The following is a 25831-nucleotide window of genomic DNA, read 5'->3' on the forward strand; positions in this document are numbered from 1 at the left end:
GTCAGGCCTTATCGGTGGGGTAGGGGTGGGTTGCCTTCCAGTGGCGCGCAATGTCGATGCGCCGCGCCACCCAGACGTGGTCGTGTTGTTCGATGTGGTCCAGAAAACGCTGCAGCGCCGTGATGCGGCCAGGCTTGCCCAGCAGGCGGCAGTGCATGCCGATGCTCATCATCTTGGGGGCGTCGTCACCGGCCGGGTCGCCTTCGGCGTAGAGAACGTCGAACGTGTCCTTGAGGTACTGGAAGAACGGGTCGGCGTAGGAATAGCCCTGGGGCAGTGCAAACCGCATGTCGTTGCAGTCCAGCGTATAGGGCACGATCAGTTGGGGCACGGCGGTGCCGTCGGTCTTTTGCACCTTCATCCAGAAGGGCAGGTCGTCGCCGTAATAGTCGCTGTCGTATTCAAAGCCGCCAAAGTCAGCCACCAGGCGGTGGGTGTTGGGGCTGTCGCGGCCGGTGTACCAGCCCAGGGCGCGTTCGCCGGTCAGGCGCTCGATGATGGCCATGGCCTCTTGCATGTGGGCGCGCTCGACGTCCTCGGGGATGTGCTGGTAGTGGATCCACTTGAGGCCATGGCAGGCGATCTCGTGGCCCAGTGCCACAAAGGCCTGCGTCAGATCGGGGTGGCGCTGCAGGGCGGTGGATACACCAAACACCGTGAGCGGCAGCCCGCGCTTTTCAAACTCGCGCAGGATGCGCCACACCCCGGCGCGCGCGCCGTATTCGTAAATGCCCTCCATGCTCATGTGCCGCGCGGGGTAGCTGGCGGGGTTGAACATTTCCGACAGAAATTGCTCCGAGCCCGCGTCGCCATGCAGCACGGCGTTTTCGCCGCCTTCCTCGTAGTTCAGCACGAACTGCACGGCAATGCGGGCCTGGCCAGGCCATTGGGGATGGGGCGGTGTGCGGCCATAGCCCACCAGGTCGCGGGGATAGGGCAGGGTGCTGTCGTAGGTCATGGTGTCAGGCTGCGGCGGTAGGCAAAAGGGCCATGGAGAGATCGTTGACCGGCTGCTTGCGGTCGAAGGTGAGGCCCGCCTCCACATGCTCCAGGTGGGCCTGCATCAGTGCCACGGCGCCTTCTTCGTCGCGCGCGGCCAGGGCTGCCACGATGGCGGCGTGCTCTTCGTGCGAATGCGCGGCGGCGCTGTCGGACTGGTACATGAGCGTGATGAGCGCGCTGCGCGAGATCAGGTCGCCCAGCATCTGCGCCAGCACCTCGTTGCCCATGAGCTCGGCCATGTGCACATGGAAGTCGCCCAGCAACTGGGTGCGGCTGTGGATGTCGGAGCCGTCCACGGCCGCCTGCTCGCTGGCCACATGGGCGCGCAACGATTTGATGCGGGCCGGTGTGGCGCTGCGCACAAAGGCGCGGGTCATTTCGGTCTCCAGCATGCGGCGCACGGCAAAAACCTGGCGCGCTTCCGTGACCGAGGGCGTGGAGACAAATGCGCCGCGTGCTGGCGACAGCGTGACCAGGCGGTTTTGCGCCAGTTGGAACAGGCCCTGGCGCACCAGGGTGCGCGAGACGCCAAAGTGGTCGGCCAGTTTTTGCTCGGCCAGCTTGGTGCCGGGAAGCAGGCGGTGTTCGACGATGGCGCGTGTCAGCGTTTCGACAATGGTGCTGGTGGAGGAAGGTTCCATGGCGGCATGATAGGCGGAATGACCAAAAGTGTATACACTTTTGGTCTACAAGAGGGCCGATTCGGGCCCTCAACCTTCAGGAGAATCCCTATGGGCTTGAGCACCCACGTTCTGGACACCATGCATGGCTGCCCCGCAAGCGGCATGGAGGTGTGCCTGTATGCCACCGAGGGCGATAGCGCCACCTTGCTGCAGCGCCTGGTGCTGAACGATGATGGCCGCACCGACGCGCCGCTGTTCGACAACGCCAGCCTGCGCACCGGCACCTATCGGCTGACTTTTGATGTGGCGGGGTACTTCAAGGCCCGGGGCGTGCAGTTGCCCGAGCCGAATTTTCTGAACCGCGTGAGCCTGGACTTTGGTGTGGCCCATGCCGACCAGCATTACCACGTGCCGCTGCTGGTCAGCCCCTGGAGCTATTCCACCTACCGGGGTTCTTGAGTGCGCTCTTAATTCAATAGCTTGTAGCGTTTGTTGTTGTTATGTTTCAGGTATAAAAAAGCTTGTAAATCAATATTTACAAGCGCAACCAGCTATTGTTTTTGATAGCTATCAGAGCTGGCCTTCGGTCAAGGTGTCGAGCTGGAACTGGCCGCTCTTGTCCCACAGCCAGGTGTCGGTATAGGTGACCTTGCTCATGCGCGAGGGCTGCGGGAACGGCGCGGCGGCGCGCACCGTGCGCTCGATCTCTGCGGTCACTTCGGGGGCATGGCGGGGGGCGCGCAACCAGTGCAGTCCGGTGACGCGGCCTGCACGGTCGATGTTGACCTCCAGCACGCCGATGGCATAGAGCTGCGGCGGCAGTTTGCCCTTGAAGATGCGCTGCGTATTCAGCCCATAGAGGTGCTGCGCCGCATCCTTGCGATAGTCTTTGGGATTGCGTGCCCCCGACGGTGGCGAGACGGGGGGCGTGCGGGTGGCTGGGCCCATGGTCGAATCACTGGGTGTTCGGCTGTCGGGTGGAATGGTGCTGACGGGCGTGGACCTGCAGGCCGCCACCAACGCCGTGACGGCCGCCATCAGGCTTGCCAGCAACCAAGGGCTGCGCTGGGCAGTTTTTTGTGGAGGAGGCGGGTTTTGGTGCATGTGGAAGCCGCTGCAATCTGTCGGAACGCTGGGAATATGGCATTTTTGCATCTTTTACTGGAAAAACTGGGTTTTGGCCCTGCCTGCCTTGTGTCCGTAGATCGCACCGAGGGCTCTGCCCCGCGCGAACGCGGCGCCTGGATGGCCGTGTTTGCCGACCAACTGGTAGGCACCATCGGCGGCGGACATGTGGAATTCCAGGCCATTGCCGAGGCACGCCGCCGCCTGGCCGGCGCCACCGGGCCAGCGTTGCTGCGCTATGCGCTGGGGCCCAGCCTGGGCCAGTGCTGTGGCGGCATCATGTACCTGCAGTTCGAGCCGATCAGCAGTGCCGATGGCCCGCGCCTGCAGCAGCGCCTGGCGCCCCGCCTCACGCCCGTGGCGCTGTTTGGCGGCGGCCATGTGGGCCATGCACTGGCGCAGGCGCTGGCGCCGCTGCCGCTGGCGCTGACCTGGATCGACAGCCGCGACGGCATTTTCCCAGCGGGTGTGCCGCAAGGCGTGGCGTGCGAACATTCCGAGCCCGTGCAGGATGCGGTGCCCGGTCTGGCAACGGGTTCGCGCGTGCTCATCATGAGCTTCAGCCACGCCGAAGACCTGGACGTGGTGGCCGCCTGCCTGCGGCGCCAACGTGCGCAGGGCGATTTGCCGTTCATCGGCCTGATCGGCAGCCACACCAAGTGGGCGACCTTTCGCCACCGCCTGCAGGAGCGGGGTTTTACCGCCCAGGAACTGGCGCAGGTGACCTGCCCGATCGGTGTGCCTGGCATTGCCGGCAAGGCGCCCGAGGTGATTGCCGTGGCCGTGGCAGCGCAGTTGTTGCAGACGCTGGACGCTGACCACGCAGGGTAATCCCGGGGCGTTTGGATTGCAGCGGGGCTCAATTGCGCACAAAATTTGCATACACTTTGCGCTTTGGTCGCAGCGGTGCCCTGGCAACGGTTTGTCCTGGTGCGCGGCCTCGTGGTTTCTCTGCCCGATGGATCGGGCACGGAAATGAGCTGCTCAGAGCGCCCGCAGTGGTGAGCAGGTTGCCAATGGCGCCCTGGTGGCGCCACCAGGGTGAAAAATCATGGAAAGCTACCTTCTCGACTGGGCCAATCTGCTGCTGCGCTGGGTGCATGTCATCACCGCGATTGCGTGGATTGGCTCGTCCTTCTATTTCGTTTTTCTCGACAGCAGCCTTACGCCGCCCGAAGACGACGACCTGAAAAAGCAGGGCGTCAGTGGCGAGCTGTGGGCTGTGCACGGCGGGGGGTTTTACCACCCGGTCAAGTTCAACGTCTCGCCCCCCAAGCTCCCCGGGCACCTGCACTGGTTCTATTGGGAGAGCTACAGCACCTGGCTGAGCGGCTTCTCGCTGTTTACCGTGTCCTACCTCTGGAGCGCTGGTACCTACCTGGTGGACAAGTCGCGCATGGACTGGGCGCCCGCCACGGCGGTGGTGGCTGCGCTCGCCTTTCTGGTGGTGTTCTGGCTGTTGTACGACGCCATTTGCCGCGTGTTTGGCCAGCGCAAGAAGGGCGATGCCATCGTCGGAGCGCTGGTGCTGGTGCTGGTCTGCATTGCCTCGTGGCTGGCCTGCCACTGGTTTGCCGGGCGTGCAGCCTTTTTGCTCGTCGGCGCGATGATGGCCACGGCCATGAGCGCCAACGTGTTTTTCTGGATCATCCCCGGCCAGCGCACCGTGGTGGCCGACCTCAAGGCCGGTCGGCCAGTCGACCCCATCCACGGCAAACGGGGCAAGCAGCGCAGCGTGCACAACACCTACTTCACGTTGCCGGTGCTGTTTGCCATGCTCAGCGGGCACTACAGCTTCACCTGGAGCCACCCGCAAAACTGGCTGGTGTTGATCCTCATGATGTTCGCGGGTGCGGCCATCCGGCAGTTTTTCGTCCTGCGCCATGGCTTCAAGCTGGGTCGCAACGCCCACCCCTGGCCGTATGCGCTGGTCGGCGTGGCGGTGATTGTCGGCGCGGTGGTGTGGCTGCGGCCTGCGCCTGTGGTTGCTATCACTTCAGAAGCTGGTAGCGCTGCATTTACAAGCGCTGCAGGCCATTTTGACTATGCAAAGGTGCAGGCGGTGTTGCAGGAGCGCTGTGTGCAATGCCATGGGCCCGACGTGCAGATGAAGGGCGTGCGTCTTGACAGTGCCCAGCAGGTGGCGCCGCGCGCCCTGCTCATCTACCAGCAAGTGGTGCTGCAAAAGCTCATGCCCATGAACAATGCCACGCAAATGACCGACGCCGAACGCGACCTGATTGCCCGCTGGCACGACGCAGGCGCTCCGGTTCAATAATTACACCTTGTTGTTGCTGGGCCAGACCTCCAGGCCCAGCCCGCGCAGGTAAGTGCCCACGCTGATGCGGGCGGCCTGCACCAGGTCGTACGCTTGCGGGTCCAGCAGCCAGCTTTGGAGCAGGCCTTCGATCAGCACCTGCAGGCCCAGGGCAGCCATGTCGGGCGGCACGGCGGTGGGCCAGGGGCGTTCGGCAAAGGCGCGTTCCAGTGCAATGCGGTTGCGCGCCAGCCATTGCCGGTGCATCTGCAGGTGGCGGGCCTGCACGGCTCCCAGTTCTTCCACATATTCCACGCGGTGGATGGCAATTTGCATCACGCGGCGCAATTGCGCGTCGCTGGCAATACGGCGCAAGCCCTCCAGCATGGCGTCGCACACCACTTGCATGCTGGCGGGGGGCGCATCGGGCCCGGTGCCGGTGAGCAGTTGCTCCATGGGCAGGGTGGCACGTTCCATCATGGCGTTGAACAGGTCCGCCTTGTCCTTGAAGTGCCAGTAGATGGCGCCGCGCGTGGCACCGGCGGCCACCGCGATGTCATTGAGCGAGGTGCGTGAAACCCCTTTTCCCTCGAACAGGCGCTCTGCAGCGTCGAGCAGCGCGTTGCGCGTTGCCTGGGCATCGGCTTTGGTGCGGCGGGCCATGGACATTTCTCCTGGAGGCAAGCCCTTTACTATACATACATTCAAGGATGTATGTATACTCCACAACCCAGCATCCGTCGATGACGGGTGTACACACGTTTCACAGAAAAAAATTAGACTGCCTGCTTTCGTGCACTCCACGGACGGACTTTTCCGAAGGAATCCCATGCTCTTGCGCCAAGCCCCGATTGTTTCTGCCCTGTCCCCCGCATCCCACCGGTCGCGCCAGCGGCAGGCCCTCGCCGCCGGCTGCCTGGGCGCGGCGCTGCTGCTCTCGGCCTGCGGCAAGGGTGATGCGCCCGCCGCGCCACCCGGGGGCGGCATGCCGCCGCCCGAAGTGGGCGTGGTGGTGGCCAAGCCGGGCGATGTCGGCCTGATCACCGAGCTGCCCGGCCGCCTGGAGGCCTCGCGCGTGGCGCAGGTGCGGGCGCGTGCGGCCGGCATCCTGCAAAAGCGGCTGTTCCGCGAAGGCAGTGATGTGAAGGCGGGCCAGCCGCTGTTTGCCATCGACGCCGCGCCCTATGCAGCCGCCTTGCAGAGTGCCGAGGCCACGCTGGCGCGGGCCCAGGCCAACCTGACCCAGGCGACCGCGCTGGCCGAGCGCTACAAGCCCCTGGTGGCCGCCAATGCCGTCAGCCAGCAGGAATATGCCAACGCCGTGGCGGCGCAAAAGCAGGCCGAGGCCGATGTCGCCGCAGGCAAGGCGGCGGTGCAGACGGGCCGCATCAACCTGAATTACGCCAGCGTCACGGCGCCGATTTCGGGCCGCATCGGTCGCGCCCTGGTCACCGAAGGGGCCCTGGTGGGGCAGGGCGAAGCCACGCAACTGGCCGTCATCCAGCAGATCGACCCGGTGTATGTCAACTTCACCCAGTCGGCTGGCGAGGTGATGAAGCTGCGCCGCGCCTTGGCCGAGGGCCAGCTGCAGCGCGCCGGGGGCAGTGAAGCCGCCAGCGTGCGCCTGGTGCTCGAAGATGGCAGCGAATACGCCCGCCCCGGCAAGCTGCTGTTTTCCGACCTGACGGTGGACGCCAGCACGGGCCAGATCACGCTGCGTGCCGAGGTGCCCAACCCCAAGGGCGATTTGCTGCCGGGCCTGTATGTGCGCGTGCGGCTGGAGCAGGCCCAGGTGGCCAACGCCATCACGCTGCCCCAGCAGGCGGTCACACGCACCCAGCAGGGCGACCGGATCATGGTGGTGGGCGCCGACGGCAAGCCCAGCCCGCGCATGGTGAAGGTGGGTGCGGCCCGCAACAACCAGTGGATCGTGCTGGAGGGCCTGAAGGAAGGCGAGCAGGTCATGGTCGATGGCTTCCAGAAGCTGCAGATGATGCCGCCCGGCACGCCGGTGAAGGCCGTGCCCTGGCAGGCCCCCGGCAGCGCCGCCGCACCAGCGGCTGCGCCTGCCGCCAGCGCCCCTGCTGCGGCCGCCAGCGCCGGCCAGCAATAAGGAGCCAGCCCCATGGCCAAGTTCTTTATTGACCGCCCCATCTTCGCGTGGGTGATCGCCTTGTTCATCATGGTGCTGGGCGCCGTGTCGATCACCAAGCTGCCGGTGTCGCAATACCCCTCGGTGGCGCCTCCGACCATCGTCGTCAGCGCTGCCTATCCCGGTGCTTCGGCACAAACGCTGGAAGACAGCGTGCTGGCCGTGATCGAGCGCGAAATGAACGGCGCGCCCGGTCTGGCCTACATGGAGGCCGTGAGCCAGGCGAACGGCACCGGCACCCTCACACTGAGCTTCGAGCCGGGCACCAATGCCGATCTGGCGCAGGTCGAGGTGCAGAACCGCCTGTCGCGCGCCACGCCGCGACTGCCTTCGGTGGTGAACCAGCAGGGTGTGCGTGTGGACAAGTCGCGCAGCAACTTCCTGCTGTTCACCATGCTGTCGTCGGCCGACCCTAAGTTCGACGTCAACGCGCTGAGCGACTACGCCGCGCGCAACGTAGTGCCCGAACTGCAGCGCCTGCCCGGCATCGGCCAGGTGCAGTTGTTCGGTGCCGAGCGCGCCATGCGCGTCTGGGTTGATCCGGCCAAGCTGCAGGGCTTTAACCTGTCTGCGGCCGATGTGGCCAGCGCCATCCAGGCGCAGAACGCGCAGGTGTCGGCCGGCAGCCTGGGCGAATTGCCCAACCTGAGCGGTCAGACGATCTCGGCCACCGTGGTGGTGCCGGGGCAGATCAGTTCGACCAAGGAGTTTGGCGACATCGTGCTGCGCGCCAATGCCGACGGCTCCACGGTGCGCCTCAAGGATGTGGCACGCATCGAACTGGGCGCCCAGTCGTATGCGACCACCGCGCGCCTCAATGGCAAGCCGGCCACCGGCATGGGGGTCCAGCTGTCGCCCTCGGGCAATGCGCTGGCGGCGGCCACGGCGGTCAAGACCCGCATGGCCGAGCTGGAAAGATACTTTCCGTCCGGCGTGAGCTGGACCATTCCCTACGACAGCTCCGACTTCGTCAAGATTTCCATCAAGCAGGTCGCCATGACCCTGCTTGAAGCCATCGCGCTGGTGTTTCTGGTGATGTTCCTGTTCCTGCAGAACTTCCGCTACACCATCATCCCGACCATCGTGGTGCCGGTGGCGCTGTTGGGCACCTTTGGGGCGCTGTTGGCAATGGGCTTTTCGATCAACGTGCTGACCATGTTCGGCATGGTGCTGGTGATCGGCATCGTGGTGGACGACGCCATTGTGGTGGTGGAAAACGTCGAGCGCATCATGAACGAGGAGGGCCTGCCGCCGCTGGAGGCCACGCGCAAGGCCATGGGCCAGATTTCGGGCGCCATCATCGGCATCACCGTGGTGCTGATTTCGGTGTTTTTGCCATTGGCCTTTTTTGCCGGCTCGGTGGGCAACATCTACCGCCAGTTCTCGGCGGTGATGGGGGTGTCCATCGCCTTTTCCGCCTTCATGGCGCTGTCGCTCACGCCCGCGCTGTGCGCCACCCTGCTCAAGCCGGTCGAGGCCGGGCATGGGCACGCCAAGAAGGGGTTTTTTGGCGGTTTCAACCGGGGCTTTGCCCGCACCGCCAAAGGCTATGAAGGCTGGGTGGCCAAGCTGCTGCGCCGCGGTGGCCGGATGATGGTCATCTATGTCGCGCTGATCGCCGCCGTGGGCGTGCTGTACATGCGCCTGCCGACCTCGTTCCTGCCGAACGAAGACCAGGGCAACCTGCTGGTCAACATCCAGCTGCCGCCTGGCGCCACGCTGGAACGCACCCAGGCCGTGGTCGAAAAGGTCGAGGACTTCATGCTCAAGCAACCCGAAGTCAAGAACATGGTGGCCGTGCTGGGCTTCAGCTTCTCGGGCCAGGGGCAGAATGCCGGCCTGTCGTTCGTCACACTCAAGGACTGGTCCGAGCGTGCGGGTGCCGGGCACACGGCCGAAGCCATCGCGGGCCGGGCCATGGGCGCGCTGTCGGGTGTGCGCGATGCGTTCATTTTTGCGCTGAGCCCCCCCGCCATTCCCGAGCTGGGGGTGAGCTCGGGTTTCACCTTCCGGCTGCAGGACCGCGGCGGCAACGGCCATGATGCGCTGGTGGCGGCGCGCAACCAGATGCTGGGCATGGCGTCCAAAAGCAAAATCCTGGCCGGCGTGCGACCCGATGGCCTGGAAGACGCGCCGCAATTGCAGGTTGATATCGACCGCGACAAGGCCAGCGCGCAGGGCGTGAGTTTTGCCGCCATCAACAACGCCATCTCCACGGCGCTGGGCTCGGCCTATATCAACGATTTCCCGAACGCCGGGCGCCTGCAGCGTGTCGTGGTGCAGGCCGAGGCCGAGGCCCGCATGCAGCCCGATGACATCCTGAAGCTGACCGCACTCAACAGCCAGGGCAAGGCCGTGCCGCTGTCGTCGTTTGCCACCACGCGCTGGATCAGTGGTGCCATGCAGACCGTGCGCTACAACGGCTATCCGGCGATGCGCATCGCCGGGGGTGCGGCGCCCGGCTACAGCACCGGCGATGCCATGGCCGAGATGGAACGCATGGCCGCGCAGCTGCCGGTGGGGTTCGGCTTTGAATGGACGGGTCAGTCGCGCGAAGAAAAAATGGCCGGCTCGCAGGCCATGGTGCTGTACGGCTTTGCCATCCTGGCCGTGTTTTTGTGCCTGGCGGCCCTGTATGAAAGCTGGTCGATTCCGCTGTCGGTCATCCTGGTGGTGCCGCTGGGGGTGCTGGGCGTGCTGCTGGGCGTGAGCCTGCGCGGCATGTCCAACGATGTGTACTTCCAGGTGGGGCTGATCACCATCATCGGCCTGTCGGCGAAGAACGCCATCCTGATCATCGAGTTTGCGAAAGACCTGCAGGCGCAAGGCAAGAGTGTCGTCGAATCGGCGCTGGCCGCTGCGCATCTGCGGTTCCGTCCGATCGTCATGACCTCGCTGGCTTTCATCCTCGGTGTTCTGCCCCTGGCCATTGCCTCGGGCGCCAGTTCGGCGAGCCAGCGGGCCATTGGCACCGGCGTGATCGCGGGCATGGTGGTGGGAACCACGCTGGCCGTGTTTTTCGTACCGATCTTCTTCGTCGTGGTGCGCGGCCTGTTCAAGGGCAGCGCGCGGCAGCAGCAATTCGATGCAGAACATGCACACCAGACCGGGGCGGGAGACCACCATGCGTAAGACACAAGCCATCCCATTTTCCCTGCGCAGCAGCTCGATCTGCAGCGCGCTGGCCGCCTTGGCGCTGGCCGGGTGCACGTCGATGGCCCCGGTGTACGAGCGCCCTGCCGCGCCCGTGGCGACGCAATGGCCGACTTTCGGCGTCCAGAGCCAGGAGGCATCTGCCACACCGGCGGGTGATTTGCTCTGGCAGGACTTTGTGACCGATGCCCGATTGCGCACCTTGATCGACAAAGCCCTGGCCGATAACCGCGATCTGCGTGTGGCAGCACTGTCCATTGAGCAGGCCCGTGCGCAGTACCAGATTCGCAGCGCCGACCAGACGCCCACCATCAACCTGGCCGCCACCGGCAACCGCCAGCCCGCATCGGGCGGGGGTATCAGCAGCACCTATACGGCGGGACTGGCGCTGGCCTCCTGGGAAATCGACTTCTTTGGCCGCATCGCCAGCCTCAAGAATGCCGCGCTGGCGCAGTATCTCTCCACCGAAGAGGCCCGCCGTGCTGTGCAGACGAGCCTGGTTGCCTCTGTAGCCAATACCTGGCTGAGCCTGCAGACCAACGATGCATTGCTGGTGCTGACAGAACGTACTCTGGCTACCCGTGAGGATTCGCTGCGCTTGATCCGTCTGCGTTTTGACGAGGGTGTGACCTCTGCGCTGGACCTGCGCCAGGCGGAGTCGCTGGTCGCCGCTGCGCGCGTTGCACTGGCACAGCAGCAGCGCCTGCGGGCGCTGGATGTGAACACGCTGACCCTGCTGGTCGGGCAGCCTTTGTCGCCAGATCTGCTCGACACGCGGGATACGGGCGGCACGCCGTTCGCCAGTGTTCCGGCCGGGCTGCCGTCAGACCTGCTGGCACGCCGCGCTGATGTGCGCCAGGCCGAGCAGTTGCTGCTGGCGGCCAACGCCAATATCGGTGCCGCAAAGGCCGCCTTTTTCCCGCGCATTGCACTGACTGCCAGTGCAGGATCGGCCAGCAATGCACTGTCGGGCCTGTTCAAGGACGGTTCTTGGGGCTGGACCCTGGCGCCGCAGATGTTGCTCCCTATTTTTGATGCGGGGCGCAACCAGGCAGGGCTCGATTCGGCCTTGGCAGGGCGCGATATTGCCGTGGCGCAATATGAGAAAGCCATTCAGAGTGCTTTCCGCGAAGTGGCCGATGCTTTGGCCGGGCGCGCGACGCTGGGCGAGCAGTGGCGTGCACAGCAGCAGCAGGCCGAGGCCGAGGCCGATCGTTTCCGCCTCGCTGATCTGCGCTATCGCAACGGCGTTGCAAGCTACCTCGATGTACTGGACGCGCAGCGCGCACTGTTCGCCAGCCAGCAGGCTCTGGCCCAAATACGGCTGGCCTTGCAGCAGAACCAGGTGGCCGTGTACAAAGCCCTGGGAGGCGGTTGGGTTCTGACAGACACCGCGCCACAGGGGTGATAGCATCGGGTTTTCCCTGTGTTGCCCCATGCGGACAGCCACGGAAAACTCTTGATGCAAGGCAAATTGGCGCCGACTCCCCCGGTTGTGCGTCCTCAACTTGATTTGTCTCAAACATCGGCACGGGTTCGCATTGCAAAGTGCACGCCATATGTTGCCGAACTACTCCCCAGAATTGCCCGTGGAATGCGAGGTCGTGGCGCCTGGCGAAGTGCTGCGCGTGCGCAATGAAAATCTCAATACGGTCTTGCACCTGGTGAGTGGTCGGGTGCAGCTGGGCATCCGTGAAGACGGACAGATGCGCCACCAGCTGGGCGTGGTCGAGGGCCCGTTCTGGCTCGACGGCGCTGCCGCCATGCTGGGCGTGCCCTGCGCCGTAGACATGGTGACCGAAACCCGTGTTCAGCTGCGCCGCCAACCCATCGAAGACTTCATACGCAGCGTGGAGGCCTTGCCCAAGGCCGCGCAGTTGCTGCTGCACGATATGGCCGTAGGCTACCGGCAGCAAACCGAACTGGCCGTGAGCCGTCTGGCCCAGGATGCCGAGGCCCGGTGTGCCCAGTGGTTGCTGCGCCATGCGCAGCACGACAGCAATGGCGCCATGAGCGTCACGCTGAACCAGCGCAAGCGTTTGATTGCTGCGCAGCTCGGCATTGCACCCGAGACTTTTTCCCGGGTGCTGCGCAGTCTGCGCGAACATGGCCTGATCATGGGGTCGGGCAACGTGCTCAAGCTCCCACAGCCCGGGGCGCTTGAAATGCTGGCCAGCGGCGGCTGATTCGGGTGCTGTCGCTGCAGATGATTGCAGCGTCCTTTCTGTAGCGCTCAGGGTTTGTCCCCGTGAATCGCTGAGGGTTCCACCCAAGCCGGAGTACAAAAGGGGTGCGTATATTCAATGCACTCTTATGTCGACGCCATCAATCCCACTCCTTTTTTTCTGGCTCCGCCTGCATGCGCAGGGTTGGGGGTGCGCATGACACCCCCAACGGACGCAGCACTGGCGGTGGCAGAAACCACGGCGCCCCATTGGGCGCTGCCGGGAGCGCTGGCGCTGCGGCTGGTGGTGCTGGCGGCCCTGGCCATTGCGCTGTCGGGCGCTGTTTCGGGCTGGTTGGTGGCGCGGGCGTCGGGGCAGGAAGCCGTGCAGCGCATGGAGGACCAGCAGACCGATGAGGTGGAAGTGTTTGCACGGCTCTTGGCCAGCAAGATCGAGCAGAGCCAGAAAGTGCTGCGCAACGTCGCTGAAGGTATTACGCCCGAGATGCTGGAGCTTCCGGCCAGCCTGGAGTGGCTGCTGCAACAGAGTCTTCCCGCTGTGCAGTTTTTTGATTCCATGCTGGTGGCGCGGCAGGATGGTGAATTGCGTGTCAACCTGCAAAACGGCCGTTTCGAAAAAACCGCAAACCTGGAGCCCCCGGCACGTGATGCCTTGCGGCGGACACTGGTCGATGGCAAGCCCATGGTGGCCGAGCTGATGGCCAGCCGCTCCAGCGAGGCGCGCATCATGTTCACCATGCCGCTGCACCGGGATGATGGCACGGTACTGGGTGTGGTGGCGGGCATGTTGCGGCTGCAGTCCCAGGGTTTGCTGCCCATTTCCATGGCCGTGCCGCAACGGGCGGATACCCGGCTGGTGGTGTTCACCCGCGAGGGCACGATTCTGTCGCATTCCGACCCTGCGCGTGTCATGGGGCAGGTACGCGATGAACCGGGTCTGGCGCCGGTTTTTGCACGTTGGCTGGAGCACGATAGTCCGGTGATGGGCGCTGCCAGCACCGAGATGGTGCCGGGACATATTGTCAGCATGGCGGGCATGCCGCTGCCGCAATGGATGGTGGCACGGGTCAGCGATACGCAGGCGCTATTGGCCCCACTGCAAGGTGCGCAGCGCAAGGCGTGGTGGCTCGCGGCGGCCGCTATAGCCTTGACCGTAGCCTTGTTTGCCTTGTTGGCGTTCTGGATGTTCCAGCCGCTCGCGCAACTGCGTGATCGTGCCGGGCAATTGCTGGATGGTTCCGCCGACGTCCCTGGCGCCATGCCTTGGCCTCGTGCTGGTGGTGAGGTGGGCGCCCTGGTCGAGGTGTTTGAAGGCGTACAGAACCAGCAGGACGATGCGCAGCAGCGCCATCGCATACTGGAGCGCCAATACCAGGCGATCCTGGATGTTAGCTCGGTGGGCATTGCCATCACCCGTGGTGATCGCCTGGTCTCCATGAGCCGCCAGGCCTGCCAGATGCTGGGCTTTGTCCCCGTCGAGTTGCAGGGCCAGCCGCTGGCCTGCATCTACCCGGCAGAGCGGGATTCCTTTGGCCTGGATCGGCGCATCGAGGATTCGTTTGCCGTGCATGGCGGCTTTGGCGGCGACGTGTGCCTGCGCCGCAAGGATGGCAGCCCGGTGTGGGCGCGGGTGCAGGGGCGTGCGGTTGATCTTCAGGCGCCGGATGGTGACCGCGTGTGGATGGTGGAAGAAATGACGGCTGCGCACGAAGAGCGCCGCCAGGATAGCTGGGTCACCACGCACGACCCGCTGACCCAACTGGAGAACCGCCAGGGCTTCGAGCAGCGCTTGCGACTTCTGCTGGCCGCGGACCAGCCTCCCACCGACAGTCGGCCAACACCGCTGAACGGTGTCGAGGGGCTTTCCGTTTCGGGCGTGGTGCTGTTCCTCGACCTGGACCATTTCACCGTGGTCAACGATGTGGCGGGCCACGATGCTGGGGACGACGTGCTGCGCCATGTCGCCCGCTTGCTAGAGGTGCAGGTGCGCCAGTCGGGCTGGGCTGCGCGGCTGGGCGGAGACGAATTTGCGGTGGTGCTGCCGGGCTGCTCCAGCGCGCATGGCCTGGCCGTGGCCGAGCAGCTGCGCGCCGCAGTACAAAGCTGGGAGCCTGTCTACCAGGGGCGCAGCTTCACCCTGGGGGTGAGCATTGGCATGGTGCCGCTGGAGCCTGGCCTACAGGATGTAGCCGCCGTGCTGCATGCGGCTGATATGGCCTGCTACGACGCCAAGCGCGCCGGGCGCAACCAGGTGGTGCAGCGCATGGTGCAGGGGAGCATGCTAGCGGCTGGTTGACCCGGTCGAATCCATTGCGCCGAGCGCGTGCAGCATGTTTTCTGCGGTGGCCGGTGCGGTCAGTTGCACCGGTCCAGCGCTGGCGCCGCGTGCAGCGGCCACGGCGTTGCGCAGTGCTTCATAGACGCTAATGGCCAGCATGAAGGGCGGCTCACCCACGGCTTTGCTGCCACCCACGTTGTCCTCGCGGTTGGCTTCGGGCCACAGATCGACCTTGAAGTGAGCGGGGATGTCGCCCGTCGCTGGAATCTTGTAAGTGCTGGGTGCGTGCGTGGCGAGCTGGCCCTGGTCGTTCCAGACCAGTTGTTCGGTGGTGAGCCAGCCCATGCCTTGCACAAAACCGCCCTCGATCTGCCCGAGGTCTATGGCCGGGTTGATGCTGTGGCCCACGTCGTGCAGGATGTCCACACGCAGCACGCGGTTCTCGCCGGTGAGCGTATCCACCGCTACTTCGGTGCAGGCCGCGCCATAGGCGAAGTAGTAGAAGGGCCGACCCGTGAGTGTGGTCTTGTCGTAGTGGATTTTGGGCGTGCGGTAAAAACCGTCGCTCCAGAGCTGGATGCGGTTGGCATAGGCCGCACTCACCACCTCCTCGAAGCTGCGCTCGGTCTTGGGCGAGATCACACGCCCACCCTCGAAACGGATGGCGCCCGCGCCGCAGCCGTCCAGCCCGCAGACGAACGAGGCCAGGTTGTCGCGCACGTTGCGCGCGGCAAACTGCGCCGCGCGGCCATTGAGGTCGGTGCCGCTGCTGGCCGCCGTGGCGCTGGCGTTGGGCACCTTGCTGGTGTCGCTGGCCGTCACGCGCACGCGGTGCAAGGGCACGCCCAATTCGTCGGCCACGATCTGCGCCACCTTGGTGTGCAGGCCCTGGCCCATCTCGGTGCCGCCGTGGTTTACCTGCACGCTGCCGTCGGTGTACACATGCACCAGGGCGCCTGCCTGGTTGAACAGCGTGGCGGTGAAGCTGATACCGAATTTCACCGGCGTGATGGCCAGACCGCGCTTGAGCACCGGGTTGGCAGCGTTCCAAGCGGCAATGGCTTCTTGGCGCTGCCGGTATTGCGTGGTTTGCTCCAATTTTGGAAGCAAATCGTGCAGGATGTTGTCCTCCACCGGCATCTGGTAGTGGGTGACGTTGCGTTCGACGGTGCCGTACAGGTTGGCCAGGCGCACGTCCAGCGCGTCACGCCCCAGCGCGCGGGCAATGTCGCCGATGATGGTTTCGATGGCAATCACACCCTGTGGTCCGCCAAAGCCGCGAAAAGCCGTGTGGCTTTGCAGGTTGGTGCGGCAGCGGTGCGAGGTGATCTCCACGTTCTCCAGGTAATAGGCGTTGTCGGCATGGAAGACGGCGCGGTCGCACACGGGGCCTGACAGGTCGGCCGAGAAGCCGCAGTTGGCTGCCATCTGCAGTTTGAGCGCGGTGATGCGCCCGGTATCGTCAAAGCCCACATCCCACTCGTAGGCGAACGGATGGCGTTTGCCGGTGACCACGAAGTCGTCGTCGCGGTCGAGGCGCAGTTTGATGGCGTGCCCTGTTTTTTGCGCGGCCAATGCGGCCCACACCGCCAAGTGGCCGGCCTGGGTTTCCTTGCCGCCAAATCCGCCGCCCATGCGGCGGCATTCCACACGCACCGCGTGATTGGCAATGCCCAGGGCATGCGCTACCCAGTGCTGCACCTCGCCCGGGTGCTGCGTGCTGGAGTGGATCCACCACTGCCCCTGCTCCAGCGGCAGGGCGTAGGCGATCTGGCCTTCCAGATAGAAGTGCTCTTGCCCGCCCACTTCCAGCTGGCCGCTCAGGCGGTGGGGTGCCCCCTGCAGTGCGGCCTCGGGTGTGCCCCGGCGCACCACCACGGGCGGCAGCACCTGGCTTTGGGCTTGCAATGCGGCGGCGATGGTGAGGATGGCGGGCAAGGGGGTGATGTCGGGCCGCACGGCGCGGGCAGCGCGGCGGGCCTGTATGACCGATTCGGCTACGACCAGGCCGATGACCTGGCCCACATGCTGCACGGTGTCCTGGGCAAAAATGGGCTCGTCGTGGGCAAAGGCGGCCAGCACCGGGTCGCCAGGGATGTCGTGTGCCAGTACCACAGCGCGCACGCCGGGCATGGCCAGGGCGGGTGCGGTGTCGATGCTGTTGATGCGACCGTGCGCCACGGGCGAGAGGATGGGAGCCGCATACAGCGTGCCTTTGACTTCGGGCAGATCGTCGATGTAGTGCGCTGCGCCCGCTACCTGCGCGTACGCGCTTTCGTGCGGGTGCGACTGGCCCATGGTGCGGTGGGCGCTCATGCCGATTCCTCCAGCCGGAAGCTCTCCAGCGACACATCGGTGTGGCCTTGGCTTTCGAGCCAGAAGCGCTGCACCAGCCGGGCCAGCACGGTGCGCCGGTACGCACTGCTGGCACGCATGTCGGATAGGGGGGTGAACTCGGTCTGCAGCGCCTGCGCTGCGCGCTGCACCGCAGCTTCGTCCCAGGGCTGGCCTGTGAGAGCGGCCTCGGCCTGGTGCGCGCGGGCAGGCACGGCGGCCACGCCACCAGCACCGATGGAGGCGCTGCGCACCGCGCCGCCCTCCAGGTGCAGGCACAGCACCAGGCACACCGCAGAGATGTCGTCGTCGAAGCGCTTGGACACCTTGTAGGCGCGCAACAGCTCAGCCTTGGCAGGGTGGGGCACCAGAATGCGCGCCAGCACTTCGTCGGGCGACAGCACGTTCTGGCGGTACCCGGTGTACAGGTCTTCCAGCGCCAGAATGCGCTCGCCCCGGGGGCTGGCCAGCACCACGCGGGCGCGCAGGGCAATGAGCAGCGGCATGGAGTCACCAATCGGCGAGCCGTTGGCAATGTTGCCTCCCAGCGTGCCGGCGTTGCGCACCGGCAGCCCTGCAAAGCGGGTGGCAAAGGTGTGCAGTTGCGGCCTGCGCTGCACCAGCGCTTCAAAGGCGTCCTGCAGGCGCACGGCGGCGCCGATGGCCGTGTGGTCTGCTGCCTCGGTGATCTGGCGCAGCTCGGCCACGCGGGTCACGTCGAGCACCTGGCCCAACTGGCGGTGCTGCTTGGTCACCCACAGCCCTGCGTCGGTGCAGCCCGCCACCAGTTGTGCCTGCGGGTGCGCGGCGCGTGCCGCCAGCAGGGCATCAAGCGTGGTGGGGGAAATATAGGAGAAATTTTGCTCTAGCGGCCTATGGGTAAGCGCTAGTAGCTCTAATTGTTGTAGCAAAGCGGCCTCGTCCACCTGCATGCGGGGCAGGGTGTGCATCTCCTGGGCGGCGTCCAGGATGGGGCGGTAGCCGGTGCAGCGGCACAGGTTGCCCGAGAGGTCTTGCACTGCCTGCTCGCGCGTGACGGGCTGGCCGTGGCAGACCCGGTTCTGGTACAGGGCGAACAGGCTCATGACAAAACCCGGCGTGCAGAACCCGCACTGCGATGCGTGGTGGTCTACCAGGGCCTGCTGCACTGGATGCAGGGCGCTGCCCGGGTCCGCCGCGTCGGTGGGCAGGATGAGTGGATCGAGCGCCAGGTCTTCGGCGGTCCACAGCGCCTTGCCATCGATGGAATGCGCCAGGCAGATGCAGGCGTTGATGGCGCGGTACGCCACGCCGTCGCCATCGGCCTCGCCGATCACCACGGTGCAGGCGCCGCAGTCGCCTTCGCCGCAGCCCTCTTTGGTGCCGGTGTGGCCCAGGTCCTCGCGCAGCACCTGCAAGAGCGTGCGGTCGGGTGGTACATTGGCCAACGCTATCGGCTGGCCGCGGCGGATGAATTGCAAAGAGCGCATGGTCGAGAGGTTACAGCGGATGGACTGCGGACGTTCTAGGAGTCTGTCGGACTTGGGGCGTCGAAAGCGAGAATCGACCCCAGCGAGACCAGTTTTTGCCGGATTTGCAGCCCCATAGCCCGGCTATGGGGCAAAAAGACGGTGGAAAATGGGCTGCTGCGGTCGATTTGCAGCCGACGTTTACCAAGCCCGACAGGCTCCTAGGGTAGAGCGTGCTGCGCCTCGCGACATAAGCCTCGCCGTATGACGGGAATGCCTGCACAGCTATGAGAGACCAAGCCCTTTTCGACAAGATAGACCTCCATCTCATAAGGGTCTTGCATACCGTGTTGACTGAACGCAGCGTATCGAGGGCGGCCGTGCGGCTGGGCATGCACCAGCCGGCGGTATCCAGCGCGCTCAAACGCCTGCGCACCCTGGCGGGCGACCCCTTGCTGGTGCGCTCGGGCAGCGCCATGGTGCCCACCGATGCGGCGCTGTGCATGGTGGAGCCAGCCGGCGCCATCCTGCGCGCGGCCGAGGCACTGTTTTCCGATGCGCGCGGCTTCGACCCGCGCAGCGCCACACGCACCTTCCGCGTGGCAGCAAGCGACTACCTTGACCCGTTTTTTCTGCCGCGTCTGGTGGCGCGCATCAAGCACGAGGCGCCGCTGTGCCCTATCGAAATCTTGCCGCTCTCGCCCGATGCCCACTACCACGCGCTGCTGGCGCAGGGCGAGGCCGATGTGGTCATTGGCAACTGGCCGCAGCCCCCGGACGACCTGCACCTAGGTCGCCTGCTGTCCGACGAAGTGGTGTGCCTGGTCAGCCAGGAACACCCCGCCATGCGCCGGGGCTGGGACATTGATGAGTGGCTGGAGGCTGAGCACATTGCGCCCACGCCCACGCACCCGGGTGCGCGCGGCGTGATTGATGGCTATCTCGACACCCAGGGTTTGGCCCGCAACATCACCGCGCGCTGTGCGCATTTCAGCCTGATTCCGGACATCGTGGCCTCCAGCTTGCTGGTGCTGACCACGGGGCGCCAGTACTGCGAGCGCTTTACGGACCGCCTGCCCGTGGCCATCCTGCCGTGCCCGGTGCATTTTCCGCCACTCATGTATTACCAGCTCTGGCATGCGCGCAGCCACCACTCAGCGGCGGCGATGTGGTTGCGTGAATGCATCCGGGGGGTTGCGCTTTCACTGCGAAAACAATAGCTATCAGCGCTTACCCTATCAGCGTAAGACGCCAATTTCTTCAATAAAAGTAACAAACTGAGAGACAATCGCCCGCATGAGTTCCACCGCACCCCTTTCCGCGACTGGTACGGCAACGCCGCCCCGGTTGCAGCTCACGGGCATCACCAAGCGCTACCCCGCCGTGGTGGCCAACAGCGGCGTGTCGCTGGTCGTGCAGCCCGGTGAAATCCACGCCGTGCTGGGCGAAAACGGCGCTGGCAAGTCCACGCTGATGAAGATCATCTACGGCGCCACCCGCCCCGACGAGGGCAGTGTGTCTTTCGATGGCCGCACCGTGCAGGTCCGCAACCCGCAGGAGGCGCGGCACCTGGGCATTGCCATGGTGTTCCAGCATTTCAGCCTGTTCGACACGCTGACCGTGGCCGAGAACGTTTGGCTGGGGCTGGACAAAAGCCATTCCCTGGCCGACGTCACCCGCCGCATCACCGCCAAGGCGCAGGAGTACGGCCTGGACATCGATCCGCTGCGCCCGGTGCACACCCTGAGCGTGGGCGAGATGCAGCGCGTGGAGATCATCCGCGCCCTGCTGACCGAGCCGCGTTTGCTCATCCTTGATGAACCCACCTCGGTGCTCACGCCCCAGGCGGTCGAAAAGCTCTTCGTGGTGCTGCGCAAGCTGGCGCAGGAGGGCTGCAGCATCCTCTACATCAGCCACAAGCTGCACGAGATCCGCGCTCTGTGCACGGCCTGCACGGTGCTGCGCGGTGGCAAGGTGACAGGCGTGTGCGACCCGCGTGAAGAATCCAACGCCTCGCTCTCGCGCCTGATGATCGGTGCCGAGCCGCCGGCGCTGGAGCACCGCGCCGCCCAGACCGGCGACACCGTGCTGCGCGTGGCGGGCCTGAGCCTGCCACGCACCGACCCATTTGGCGTGGACCTGGTGGACCTGCAGCTCGATGTGCGTGCCGGCGAGGTGGTGGGCATTGCCGGAGTCTCGGGCAACGGGCAAAGAGAGCTGTTGTATGCGCTGTCGGGTGAGGACCAGCGCGCCCGGCCCGACACGGTGCAGGTGGCAGGCCAGAACGCCGGGCACCTGGGCCCACGCCAGCGCCGCGCGCTGGGCCTGCACTTTGTGCCCGAAGAACGCCTGGGGCGGGGTGCCGTGCCCAGCATGGGCCTGGCGCACAACCTGCTGCTCACCCGCAACGATGCCGTGGGCTGGGGAGGCTGGATTCGCATGTCTGTGTTGCAGGCGCAGGCGCAGGCCATCATCGAGCGCTTTGGCGTTCGGGCCGGTGGGCCGCACGCGGCGGCCCAGTCGCTCTCAGGTGGCAACCTGCAGAAATTCATCGTCGGGCGGGAAGTTTCGGCCAACCCGACCCTGCTTATCGTTTCACAGCCCACCTGGGGCGTCGATGTGGGCGCTGCGCAGCAGATCCGCAGCGAAATCCTGCGCTTGCGCGATGCCGGTTGTGCCGTGTTGGTGCTCAGCGAAGAACTGGAGGAGCTGTTTGACATCAGCGACCGCATGTACGTGATGGCCAAGGGCCGTCTGTCGCCTTCGGTCGATCGGGCCCAGGCCACGGCCCCGCGCATTGGCGAATGGATGAGCGGCCTGTGGCATGCCGATGTGCAGGCCCACCTGGCGCGCAACCGCGCGCAATTGGCAGAACTGCAAAGCGGGGTTTCCCATGTTGAAGCTTGAACCCCGGCCCCAGGCCTCGCGCCTGTGGACTTATGGCTCGCCCGTGCTGGCACTGTGCGTCACGGTGCTGATTGGCGTGGCGCTTTTCTCTCTGCTGGGCAAGGACCCGCTGCGCGGTCTACAGATTTTTTTCTGGGAGCCGGTGCGCTCGCAGTACGCACTGGGCGAACTCATGGTCAAGGCCACGCCGCTGTTGCTGATTGCCCTGGGCCTGGCGGTGTGCTTTCGCTCCAACGTCTGGAACATCGGTGCCGAGGGTCAGTTTGTGATGGGTGCCATTGCCGCAGGCGGTGTGGCACTGCTGGCCAGCAAGGACACGGGCGCCTGGATCGTGCCTGCGCTGCTGCTGGCCGGTGTGCTGGGGGGCATGGTCTGGGCGGGGCTCACGGCGCTGCTGCGCGACCGTTTCAATGCCAATGAAATCCTGGTCAGCCTGATGCTGGTCTACGTGGCCACATTGCTGCTGAGTTTTCTGGTGTTTGGCCCCTGGAAGGACCCGATGGGCTATAACTTTCCGCAGACGCGCACTTTTGAGAAAGTGACGCAGATCCCGCGCCTGATGGCGGGTTCGCGTATGCATATCGGCCTGTACATTGCGCTCGCCAGCGCCGCAGCGTTGTGGGTGTTCCTGTTTCGTTCGCGCGCTGGGTTTGCACAGCAGGTGGGCGGTCTGGCGCCTGCTGCAGCCCGTTATGCCGGGTTTTCGTCGCGCCGTGCGCTCTGGACGGCGCTGCTCATCTCGGGCGGCTCGGCTGGGTTGGCGGGGGCGCTGGAGGTGGCAGGGCCGATCGGTCAGCTCACACCCTATGTGCCTGCGGGCTACGGCTTTGCGGCCATCATCGTGGCCTTTGTGGGGCGCCTGCATCCGGTAGGCATGGTGTTTTCGGCCATTCTCATGAGCATGTTCTACATTGGCGGCGAACTGGCGCAGTCGCGCCTGGGCCTGCCCAAATCGCTCACTGGCGTGTTCCAGGGTTTGCTGCTGTTCTCGCTGCTGGCCTGCGATACCCTGATTGCCTACCGCGTGCGTTGGGTGCGCCCCTCTGGTGTGAAGGCAGGAGCCTGATATGGAATCCTACGCACTCCTTATCGGTGCCACGCTCAGTGCGGGCACGGTTCTGGCCATTGCGGCCCTGGGCCTGCTCATCAACGAAAAGGCCGGCATCGTCAATCTCGGGGCCGAGGGCATGATGCTGTGCGCCGCCATAGCGGGCTTTGCCGCCGTGGTGTACACGGGCAACACCTGGCTGGGATTTGCCGCTGGCATGGCGGCGGGCGCGGTGCTTGCGGCCATCTTTGGCTGGCTGGTCATCTGGCTGGGGACCAACCAGTACGCCACGGGATTGGCTTTGAGCCTGTTTGGCACGGGGTTTTCAGCGTTTGCCGGGATCAGCTATGTGCAGGCCAAGCTGCCCGAACTGCCCAAATACGAGCTGCCCTGGCTCAGCGACCTGCCCCTGCTGGGGCCGGCCCTGTTCCGCCAGCACCCCATGGTCTATCTCTCCATGGTCTTTGCTGGCGCGCTGGTGTGGTTTTTGTACCGCACACGCGCCGGGCTGGTGCTGCGTTCGGTGGGCGAGTCGCCGCAGTCGGCGCACGCACTGGGCTACCCGGTGCGGCGCATTCGTCTGGCGGCCGTTGTGGTCGGCGGGGCGCTGTGCGGTTTGTCCGGGGCCTACATTTCGACCGTGTACACGCCGCTGTGGGTCGAAGGCATGGTGGCCGGGCGTGGCTGGATCGCGCTGGCGCTGACCACTTTTGCCACCTGGCGCCCAGCGCGCGTGCTGCTCGGTGCCTACCTGTTTGGCGGTGTGACCATGTTGCAGTTTCACCTGCAGGCCACCGGCGTGCAGGTGGCCAGCCAGTGGCTGAGCATGCTGCCCTATGTCTCCACCATCGTGGTGCTGGCGCTGATCTCGCGCAATCCGCAGTGGATCCGCGTGAACATGCCTGCATCGCTGGGCAAACCTTTCCATCCCGGCTCATAATGGCCGTTTTTCCTGTCCCCAACTCTCCCCCAGAAGGAACCGACATGACCGATTTGCACAAACGCACTCTGCTGAAAGTGGCCGCGATGTCCGCCGTAGCCGCCGCCGCACTCGTGGGCTGTGGCAAGAAGGAAGAGCCCGCTCCGGCCCCTGCACCCGCGCCTGCGCCGGTCACCGAAGCCCCGGCGCCCAAGCCCGAGCCGCTCAAGATTGCGTTTGCCTATGTCGGCCCGGTGGGCGACGGTGGCTGGTCGTATGCCCATGACAACGGACGCAAGGCGCTGGAAAAGGAATTTGGCGACAAGATCGTTACCAGTTTCGTGGAAAGCGTGCCCGAATCGGCCGACGCCGAGCGCGTGCTGCGCGACATGGCGGGCCAGGGCAACAAGCTGATTTTTGGCACCACGTTCGGCTACATGGAATCCATGCTCAAGGTGGCTGCGGACAACCCCGGCATCAAGTTCGAGCACGCGACCGGCTACAAGACCGCCGAGAACATGCGCACCTATGACAGCCGCACCTATGAAGGCGCGTACATGGCGGGTGTGATTGCCGGTGCCATGACCAAGACCAACACGTTGGGCGTGGTCGGCTCGGTGCCCATCCCCGAAGTGCTGCGCAACATCAACAGCTTCACGCTGGGCGCGCAAAGCGTGAACCCCAAGATCAAGACCAAGGTGGTCTGGGTGAACGAATGGTTCAGTCCTCCCAAGGAAACCGAAGCGGCCACGTCGTTGATCAACGGCGGCGCCGACGTGCTGTTCCAGAACACCGATTCGCCTGCTGTGCTGAAAACCGCACAGGAAAAAGGCAAGCGCGCCTTTGGCTGGGATTCGGACATGACCGCTTATGGTCCCAAGGCACACTTGGCGTCGGCCGTGATCAACTGGGGTCCTTACTACATCAAAGCTACCAAGGATGCGCTCGATGGCACCTGGGCCACGGGCCAAGCCTGGTGGGGTGTGAAGGAAGGTGCGATTGACCTCGTGTCCATTGCCGAAGATGTGCCAGCCGAGACCAAAGCCAAGGTTGAGGAAGTCAAGAAGGGCCTGGCCGACGGTTCCTTCAGCATCTGGAAGGGCCCGATCGTGGGCCAGGATGGCAAGCCCGTGCTGGAAAAGGATGTTGTGGCTGACGACAAGTTCCTCGGAGGCATCAACTTCTACGTCAAGGGCGTGGAAGGCAAGATTCCTGGCGGCGACAAGAAGTAATCCCAGCGCCTGCGCGCCGAGCCAAAGGGCCGCCCGTGGGCGGCCCTTTTCAATGGAAGGAAAGCTGCAATGTTCAAGGTTCCCCCTCTGTCCGCCGAACGGTTGGCTGTGCTGTTGCGCGCCATGCCCAAAGCCGAGTTGCACATCCACATCGAGGGCTCGCTAGAGCCTGAACTCATTTTTGCCATGGCACAGCGCAACGATGTGCGCCTGCCTTACGCCAGTGTCGAGGCGCTGCGCAGTGCCTACGCTTTCAACAACCTGCAGAGCTTTCTCGATATCTACTACGCGGGTGCCAGCGTGCTGCTGCACGAGCAGGACTTTTATGACATGGCCCGCGCCTACCTGGCGCGGGCGGCTTTTGACAACGTGGTGCATGCCGAGATTTTTTTCGACCCGCAAACCCATACCGCACGCGGCGTTGCCATCGAAACTGTCATCAACGGCCTGTACCGCGCTTGTGAGGATGCGCGCAGTGTGCATGGCATCAGTGCATCGCTGATTTTGTGCTTTTTGCGCCACCTCAGCGAGGCAGATGCTTTTGCCACGCTGGAGCAGGCGCTGCCGCTGCAGGACAAGTTCATTGGCGTGGGCCTGGACAGCAGCGAAATGGGCCATCCTCCTGAGAAGTTTGCGCGGGTTTTTGAACGCTGCCGCGCGCTGGGCTTGCACCTCGTGGCCCATGCAGGCGAGGAGGGGCCGCCGGAGTACATCTGGAGCGCGCTGGACGTGCTGAAGGTCGAGCGCATCGACCATGGTGTGCAGGCCGTCAAGGATGCAGCGCTGATGCAGCGTCTGGCGAAAGAGCGTATCCCGCTGACCGTGTGCCCGCTGTCCAACCAGAAGTTGTGCGTTTTCCCCGATCTCAAGAACCACAACCTGCGCCAGTTGCTGGAGGCCGGGCTGTGCGCCACCGTCAACTCCGATGACCCGGCCTATTTTGGTGGTTACATCAACGATAACTTCACCCAGGTTTTTGCTGCCACCGGCATGACGCCGCGCCACGCCTACCAGCTGGCCAGCAACAGCTTTGAAGCCAGCTTTGCCCCCGAGGCTGACAAGCGCCAGTGGCAGCACCGGCTCAAGGAAAGCTTCGAGCGCTTTGTTGAGCACGATGGCTAAGCCATCACCTCATTCCATTTCTAAATCATCCGTGTCGTTGTTGCTT

20 protein-coding genes are annotated in these 25831 nt (G+C 64.8%); 14 read left to right on the forward strand and 6 right to left on the reverse strand.

What is annotated here, in order from left to right; genetic code table 11:
• Position 1 precedes the first annotated feature (1 nt).
• Positions 2-958: an allantoinase PuuE gene (gene puuE / locus C8D04_RS00485; RefSeq protein ID WP_116003110.1), complete on the reverse strand. Its 957-nt coding sequence runs from the start codon at positions 956-958 to the stop codon at positions 2-4.
• A gap of 4 nt (positions 959-962) precedes the next feature.
• Positions 963-1643: a GntR family transcriptional regulator gene (locus C8D04_RS00490; protein ID WP_116003111.1), complete on the reverse strand. Its 681-nt coding sequence runs from the start codon at positions 1641-1643 to the stop codon at positions 963-965.
• Between the two features lie 90 nt (positions 1644-1733).
• On the opposite strand from C8D04_RS00490, the gene uraH reads away from it, so the two are divergent.
• Positions 1734-2084, forward strand: a complete 351-nt coding sequence (gene uraH, locus C8D04_RS00495) for a hydroxyisourate hydrolase (RefSeq protein WP_116003112.1) — start codon at positions 1734-1736, stop codon at positions 2082-2084.
• 111 nt (positions 2085-2195) lie between these two features.
• Here uraH and C8D04_RS00500 read toward each other — a convergent pair whose 3' ends face one another.
• A complete protein-coding gene (locus tag C8D04_RS00500; RefSeq protein WP_199563030.1) occupies positions 2196-2663 on the reverse strand; it encodes a hypothetical protein in 468 nt (155 codons plus the stop codon).
• Between the two features lie 102 nt (positions 2664-2765).
• Between C8D04_RS00500 and xdhC the strand changes: the two genes are divergently transcribed.
• Positions 2766-3581: a xanthine dehydrogenase accessory protein XdhC gene (xdhC, locus tag C8D04_RS00505; protein ID WP_116003114.1), complete on the forward strand. Its 816-nt coding sequence runs from the start codon at positions 2766-2768 to the stop codon at positions 3579-3581.
• 220 nt (positions 3582-3801) lie between these two features.
• Positions 3802-5028 carry a urate hydroxylase PuuD gene (locus tag C8D04_RS00510; RefSeq protein ID WP_116003115.1) on the forward strand — a complete coding sequence of 409 codons (1227 nt, stop codon included), beginning with the start codon at positions 3802-3804 and terminating at the stop codon, positions 5026-5028.
• Here C8D04_RS00510 and C8D04_RS00515 read toward each other — a convergent pair whose 3' ends face one another.
• A complete protein-coding gene (locus tag C8D04_RS00515; protein WP_116005922.1) occupies positions 5029-5670 on the reverse strand; it encodes a TetR family transcriptional regulator in 642 nt (213 codons plus the stop codon).
• 166 nt (positions 5671-5836) lie between these two features.
• Here C8D04_RS00515 and C8D04_RS00520 point away from each other — a divergent pair, with 166 nt between their 5' ends.
• The 5 genes from C8D04_RS00520 (at position 5837) to C8D04_RS00540 (ending at position 14793) form a co-directional block, all read left to right on the forward strand.
• Complete coding sequence (locus tag C8D04_RS00520) at positions 5837-7120, forward strand: efflux RND transporter periplasmic adaptor subunit (RefSeq protein WP_116003116.1); 1284 nt, start codon at positions 5837-5839, stop codon at positions 7118-7120.
• 12 nt (positions 7121-7132) lie between these two features.
• Positions 7133-10291 carry an efflux RND transporter permease subunit gene (locus tag C8D04_RS00525; protein ID WP_116003117.1) on the forward strand — a complete coding sequence of 1053 codons (3159 nt, stop codon included), beginning with the start codon at positions 7133-7135 and terminating at the stop codon, positions 10289-10291.
• Positions 10284-11720: an efflux transporter outer membrane subunit gene (locus C8D04_RS00530; protein WP_116003118.1), complete on the forward strand. Its 1437-nt coding sequence runs from the start codon at positions 10284-10286 to the stop codon at positions 11718-11720. The genes C8D04_RS00525 and C8D04_RS00530 overlap by 8 nt, the downstream gene beginning before the upstream one ends.
• Before the next feature lie 151 nt (positions 11721-11871).
• On the forward strand, positions 11872-12498 hold the full coding sequence (locus C8D04_RS00535; RefSeq protein ID WP_116003119.1) for a Crp/Fnr family transcriptional regulator: 627 nt from the start codon (positions 11872-11874) through the stop codon (positions 12496-12498).
• 195 nt (positions 12499-12693) lie between these two features.
• Complete coding sequence (locus C8D04_RS00540; RefSeq protein WP_116005923.1) at positions 12694-14793, forward strand: diguanylate cyclase; 2100 nt, start codon at positions 12694-12696, stop codon at positions 14791-14793.
• Here the strand turns inward: C8D04_RS00540 and xdhB are convergent.
• Together xdhB and xdhA are read right to left on the reverse strand one after the other, a co-directional pair.
• Positions 14779-17091, reverse strand: coding sequence for a xanthine dehydrogenase molybdopterin binding subunit (xdhB, locus tag C8D04_RS00545; RefSeq protein ID WP_116003120.1), 2313 nt, complete (start codon positions 17089-17091; stop codon positions 14779-14781). The two genes, C8D04_RS00540 and xdhB, sit on opposite strands and share 15 nt — an antisense overlap.
• On the reverse strand, positions 17088-18578 hold the full coding sequence (gene xdhA, locus C8D04_RS00550) for a xanthine dehydrogenase small subunit (RefSeq protein ID WP_116003121.1): 1491 nt from the start codon (positions 18576-18578) through the stop codon (positions 17088-17090). The genes xdhB and xdhA overlap by 4 nt, the downstream gene beginning before the upstream one ends.
• Before the next feature lie 266 nt (positions 18579-18844).
• Here xdhA and C8D04_RS00555 point away from each other — a divergent pair, with 266 nt between their 5' ends.
• The 6 genes from C8D04_RS00555 to C8D04_RS00580 all read left to right on the forward strand — a co-directional run bounded on the left by C8D04_RS00555 (position 18845) and on the right by C8D04_RS00580 (position 25785).
• The gene (locus tag C8D04_RS00555; RefSeq protein WP_116003122.1) at positions 18845-19777 is read left to right on the forward strand and encodes a LysR family transcriptional regulator; all 933 of its coding nucleotides are present in this window, start codon (positions 18845-18847) and stop codon (positions 19775-19777) included.
• Positions 19778-19853: 76 nt separating this feature from the next.
• A complete protein-coding gene (locus C8D04_RS00560; protein ID WP_116003123.1) occupies positions 19854-21464 on the forward strand; it encodes an ABC transporter ATP-binding protein in 1611 nt (536 codons plus the stop codon).
• Positions 21451-22530 carry an ABC transporter permease gene (locus tag C8D04_RS00565; protein WP_116005924.1) on the forward strand — a complete coding sequence of 360 codons (1080 nt, stop codon included), beginning with the start codon at positions 21451-21453 and terminating at the stop codon, positions 22528-22530. Before C8D04_RS00560 ends, C8D04_RS00565 begins: the two co-directional genes overlap by 14 nt.
• A gap of 1 nt (position 22531) precedes the next feature.
• Complete coding sequence (locus C8D04_RS00570; protein ID WP_116003124.1) at positions 22532-23452, forward strand: ABC transporter permease; 921 nt, start codon at positions 22532-22534, stop codon at positions 23450-23452.
• Positions 23453-23496: 44 nt separating this feature from the next.
• On the forward strand, positions 23497-24663 hold the full coding sequence (locus tag C8D04_RS00575; protein WP_116003125.1) for a BMP family ABC transporter substrate-binding protein: 1167 nt from the start codon (positions 23497-23499) through the stop codon (positions 24661-24663).
• Between the two features lie 69 nt (positions 24664-24732).
• Complete coding sequence (locus C8D04_RS00580) at positions 24733-25785, forward strand: adenosine deaminase (protein WP_116003126.1); 1053 nt, start codon at positions 24733-24735, stop codon at positions 25783-25785.
• Positions 25786-25831: the final 46 nt, after the last annotated feature.

The sequence above is a fragment of the Simplicispira sp. 125 genome, assembly GCF_003096555.1.
In the GTDB taxonomy this organism is placed as follows: Bacteria; Pseudomonadota; Gammaproteobacteria; order Burkholderiales; family Burkholderiaceae_C; genus Simplicispira.

What these genes read in the sequence shown, in the direction of transcription:
- puuE (WP_116003110.1), bottom strand. Translation starts at nt 958, where the DNA reads ATGACCTACGACAGCACCCTGCCCTATCCCCGCGACCTGGTGGGCTAT.
- C8D04_RS00490 (WP_116003111.1), bottom strand. Translation starts at nt 1,643, where the DNA reads ATGGAACCTTCCTCCACCAGCACCATTGTCGAAACGCTGACACGCGCC.
- uraH (WP_116003112.1), top strand. Translation starts at nt 1,734, where the DNA reads ATGGGCTTGAGCACCCACGTTCTGGACACCATGCATGGCTGCCCCGCA.
- C8D04_RS00500 (WP_199563030.1), bottom strand. Translation starts at nt 2,663, where the DNA reads ATGGCGGCCGTCACGGCGTTGGTGGCGGCCTGCAGGTCCACGCCCGTC.
- xdhC (WP_116003114.1), top strand. Translation starts at nt 2,766, where the DNA reads ATGGCATTTTTGCATCTTTTACTGGAAAAACTGGGTTTTGGCCCTGCC.
- C8D04_RS00510 (WP_116003115.1), top strand. Translation starts at nt 3,802, where the DNA reads ATGGAAAGCTACCTTCTCGACTGGGCCAATCTGCTGCTGCGCTGGGTG.
- C8D04_RS00515 (WP_116005922.1), bottom strand. Translation starts at nt 5,670, where the DNA reads ATGGCCCGCCGCACCAAAGCCGATGCCCAGGCAACGCGCAACGCGCTG.
- C8D04_RS00520 (WP_116003116.1), top strand. Translation starts at nt 5,837, where the DNA reads ATGCTCTTGCGCCAAGCCCCGATTGTTTCTGCCCTGTCCCCCGCATCC.
- C8D04_RS00525 (WP_116003117.1), top strand. Translation starts at nt 7,133, where the DNA reads ATGGCCAAGTTCTTTATTGACCGCCCCATCTTCGCGTGGGTGATCGCC.
- C8D04_RS00530 (WP_116003118.1), top strand. Translation starts at nt 10,284, where the DNA reads ATGCGTAAGACACAAGCCATCCCATTTTCCCTGCGCAGCAGCTCGATC.
- C8D04_RS00535 (WP_116003119.1), top strand. Translation starts at nt 11,872, where the DNA reads ATGTTGCCGAACTACTCCCCAGAATTGCCCGTGGAATGCGAGGTCGTG.
- C8D04_RS00540 (WP_116005923.1), top strand. Translation starts at nt 12,694, where the DNA reads ATGACACCCCCAACGGACGCAGCACTGGCGGTGGCAGAAACCACGGCG.
- xdhB (WP_116003120.1), bottom strand. Translation starts at nt 17,091, where the DNA reads ATGAGCGCCCACCGCACCATGGGCCAGTCGCACCCGCACGAAAGCGCG.
- xdhA (WP_116003121.1), bottom strand. Translation starts at nt 18,578, where the DNA reads ATGCGCTCTTTGCAATTCATCCGCCGCGGCCAGCCGATAGCGTTGGCC.
- C8D04_RS00555 (WP_116003122.1), top strand. Translation starts at nt 18,845, where the DNA reads ATGAGAGACCAAGCCCTTTTCGACAAGATAGACCTCCATCTCATAAGG.
- C8D04_RS00560 (WP_116003123.1), top strand. Translation starts at nt 19,854, where the DNA reads ATGAGTTCCACCGCACCCCTTTCCGCGACTGGTACGGCAACGCCGCCC.
- C8D04_RS00565 (WP_116005924.1), top strand. Translation starts at nt 21,451, where the DNA reads ATGTTGAAGCTTGAACCCCGGCCCCAGGCCTCGCGCCTGTGGACTTAT.
- C8D04_RS00570 (WP_116003124.1), top strand. Translation starts at nt 22,532, where the DNA reads ATGGAATCCTACGCACTCCTTATCGGTGCCACGCTCAGTGCGGGCACG.
- C8D04_RS00575 (WP_116003125.1), top strand. Translation starts at nt 23,497, where the DNA reads ATGACCGATTTGCACAAACGCACTCTGCTGAAAGTGGCCGCGATGTCC.
- C8D04_RS00580 (WP_116003126.1), top strand. Translation starts at nt 24,733, where the DNA reads ATGTTCAAGGTTCCCCCTCTGTCCGCCGAACGGTTGGCTGTGCTGTTG.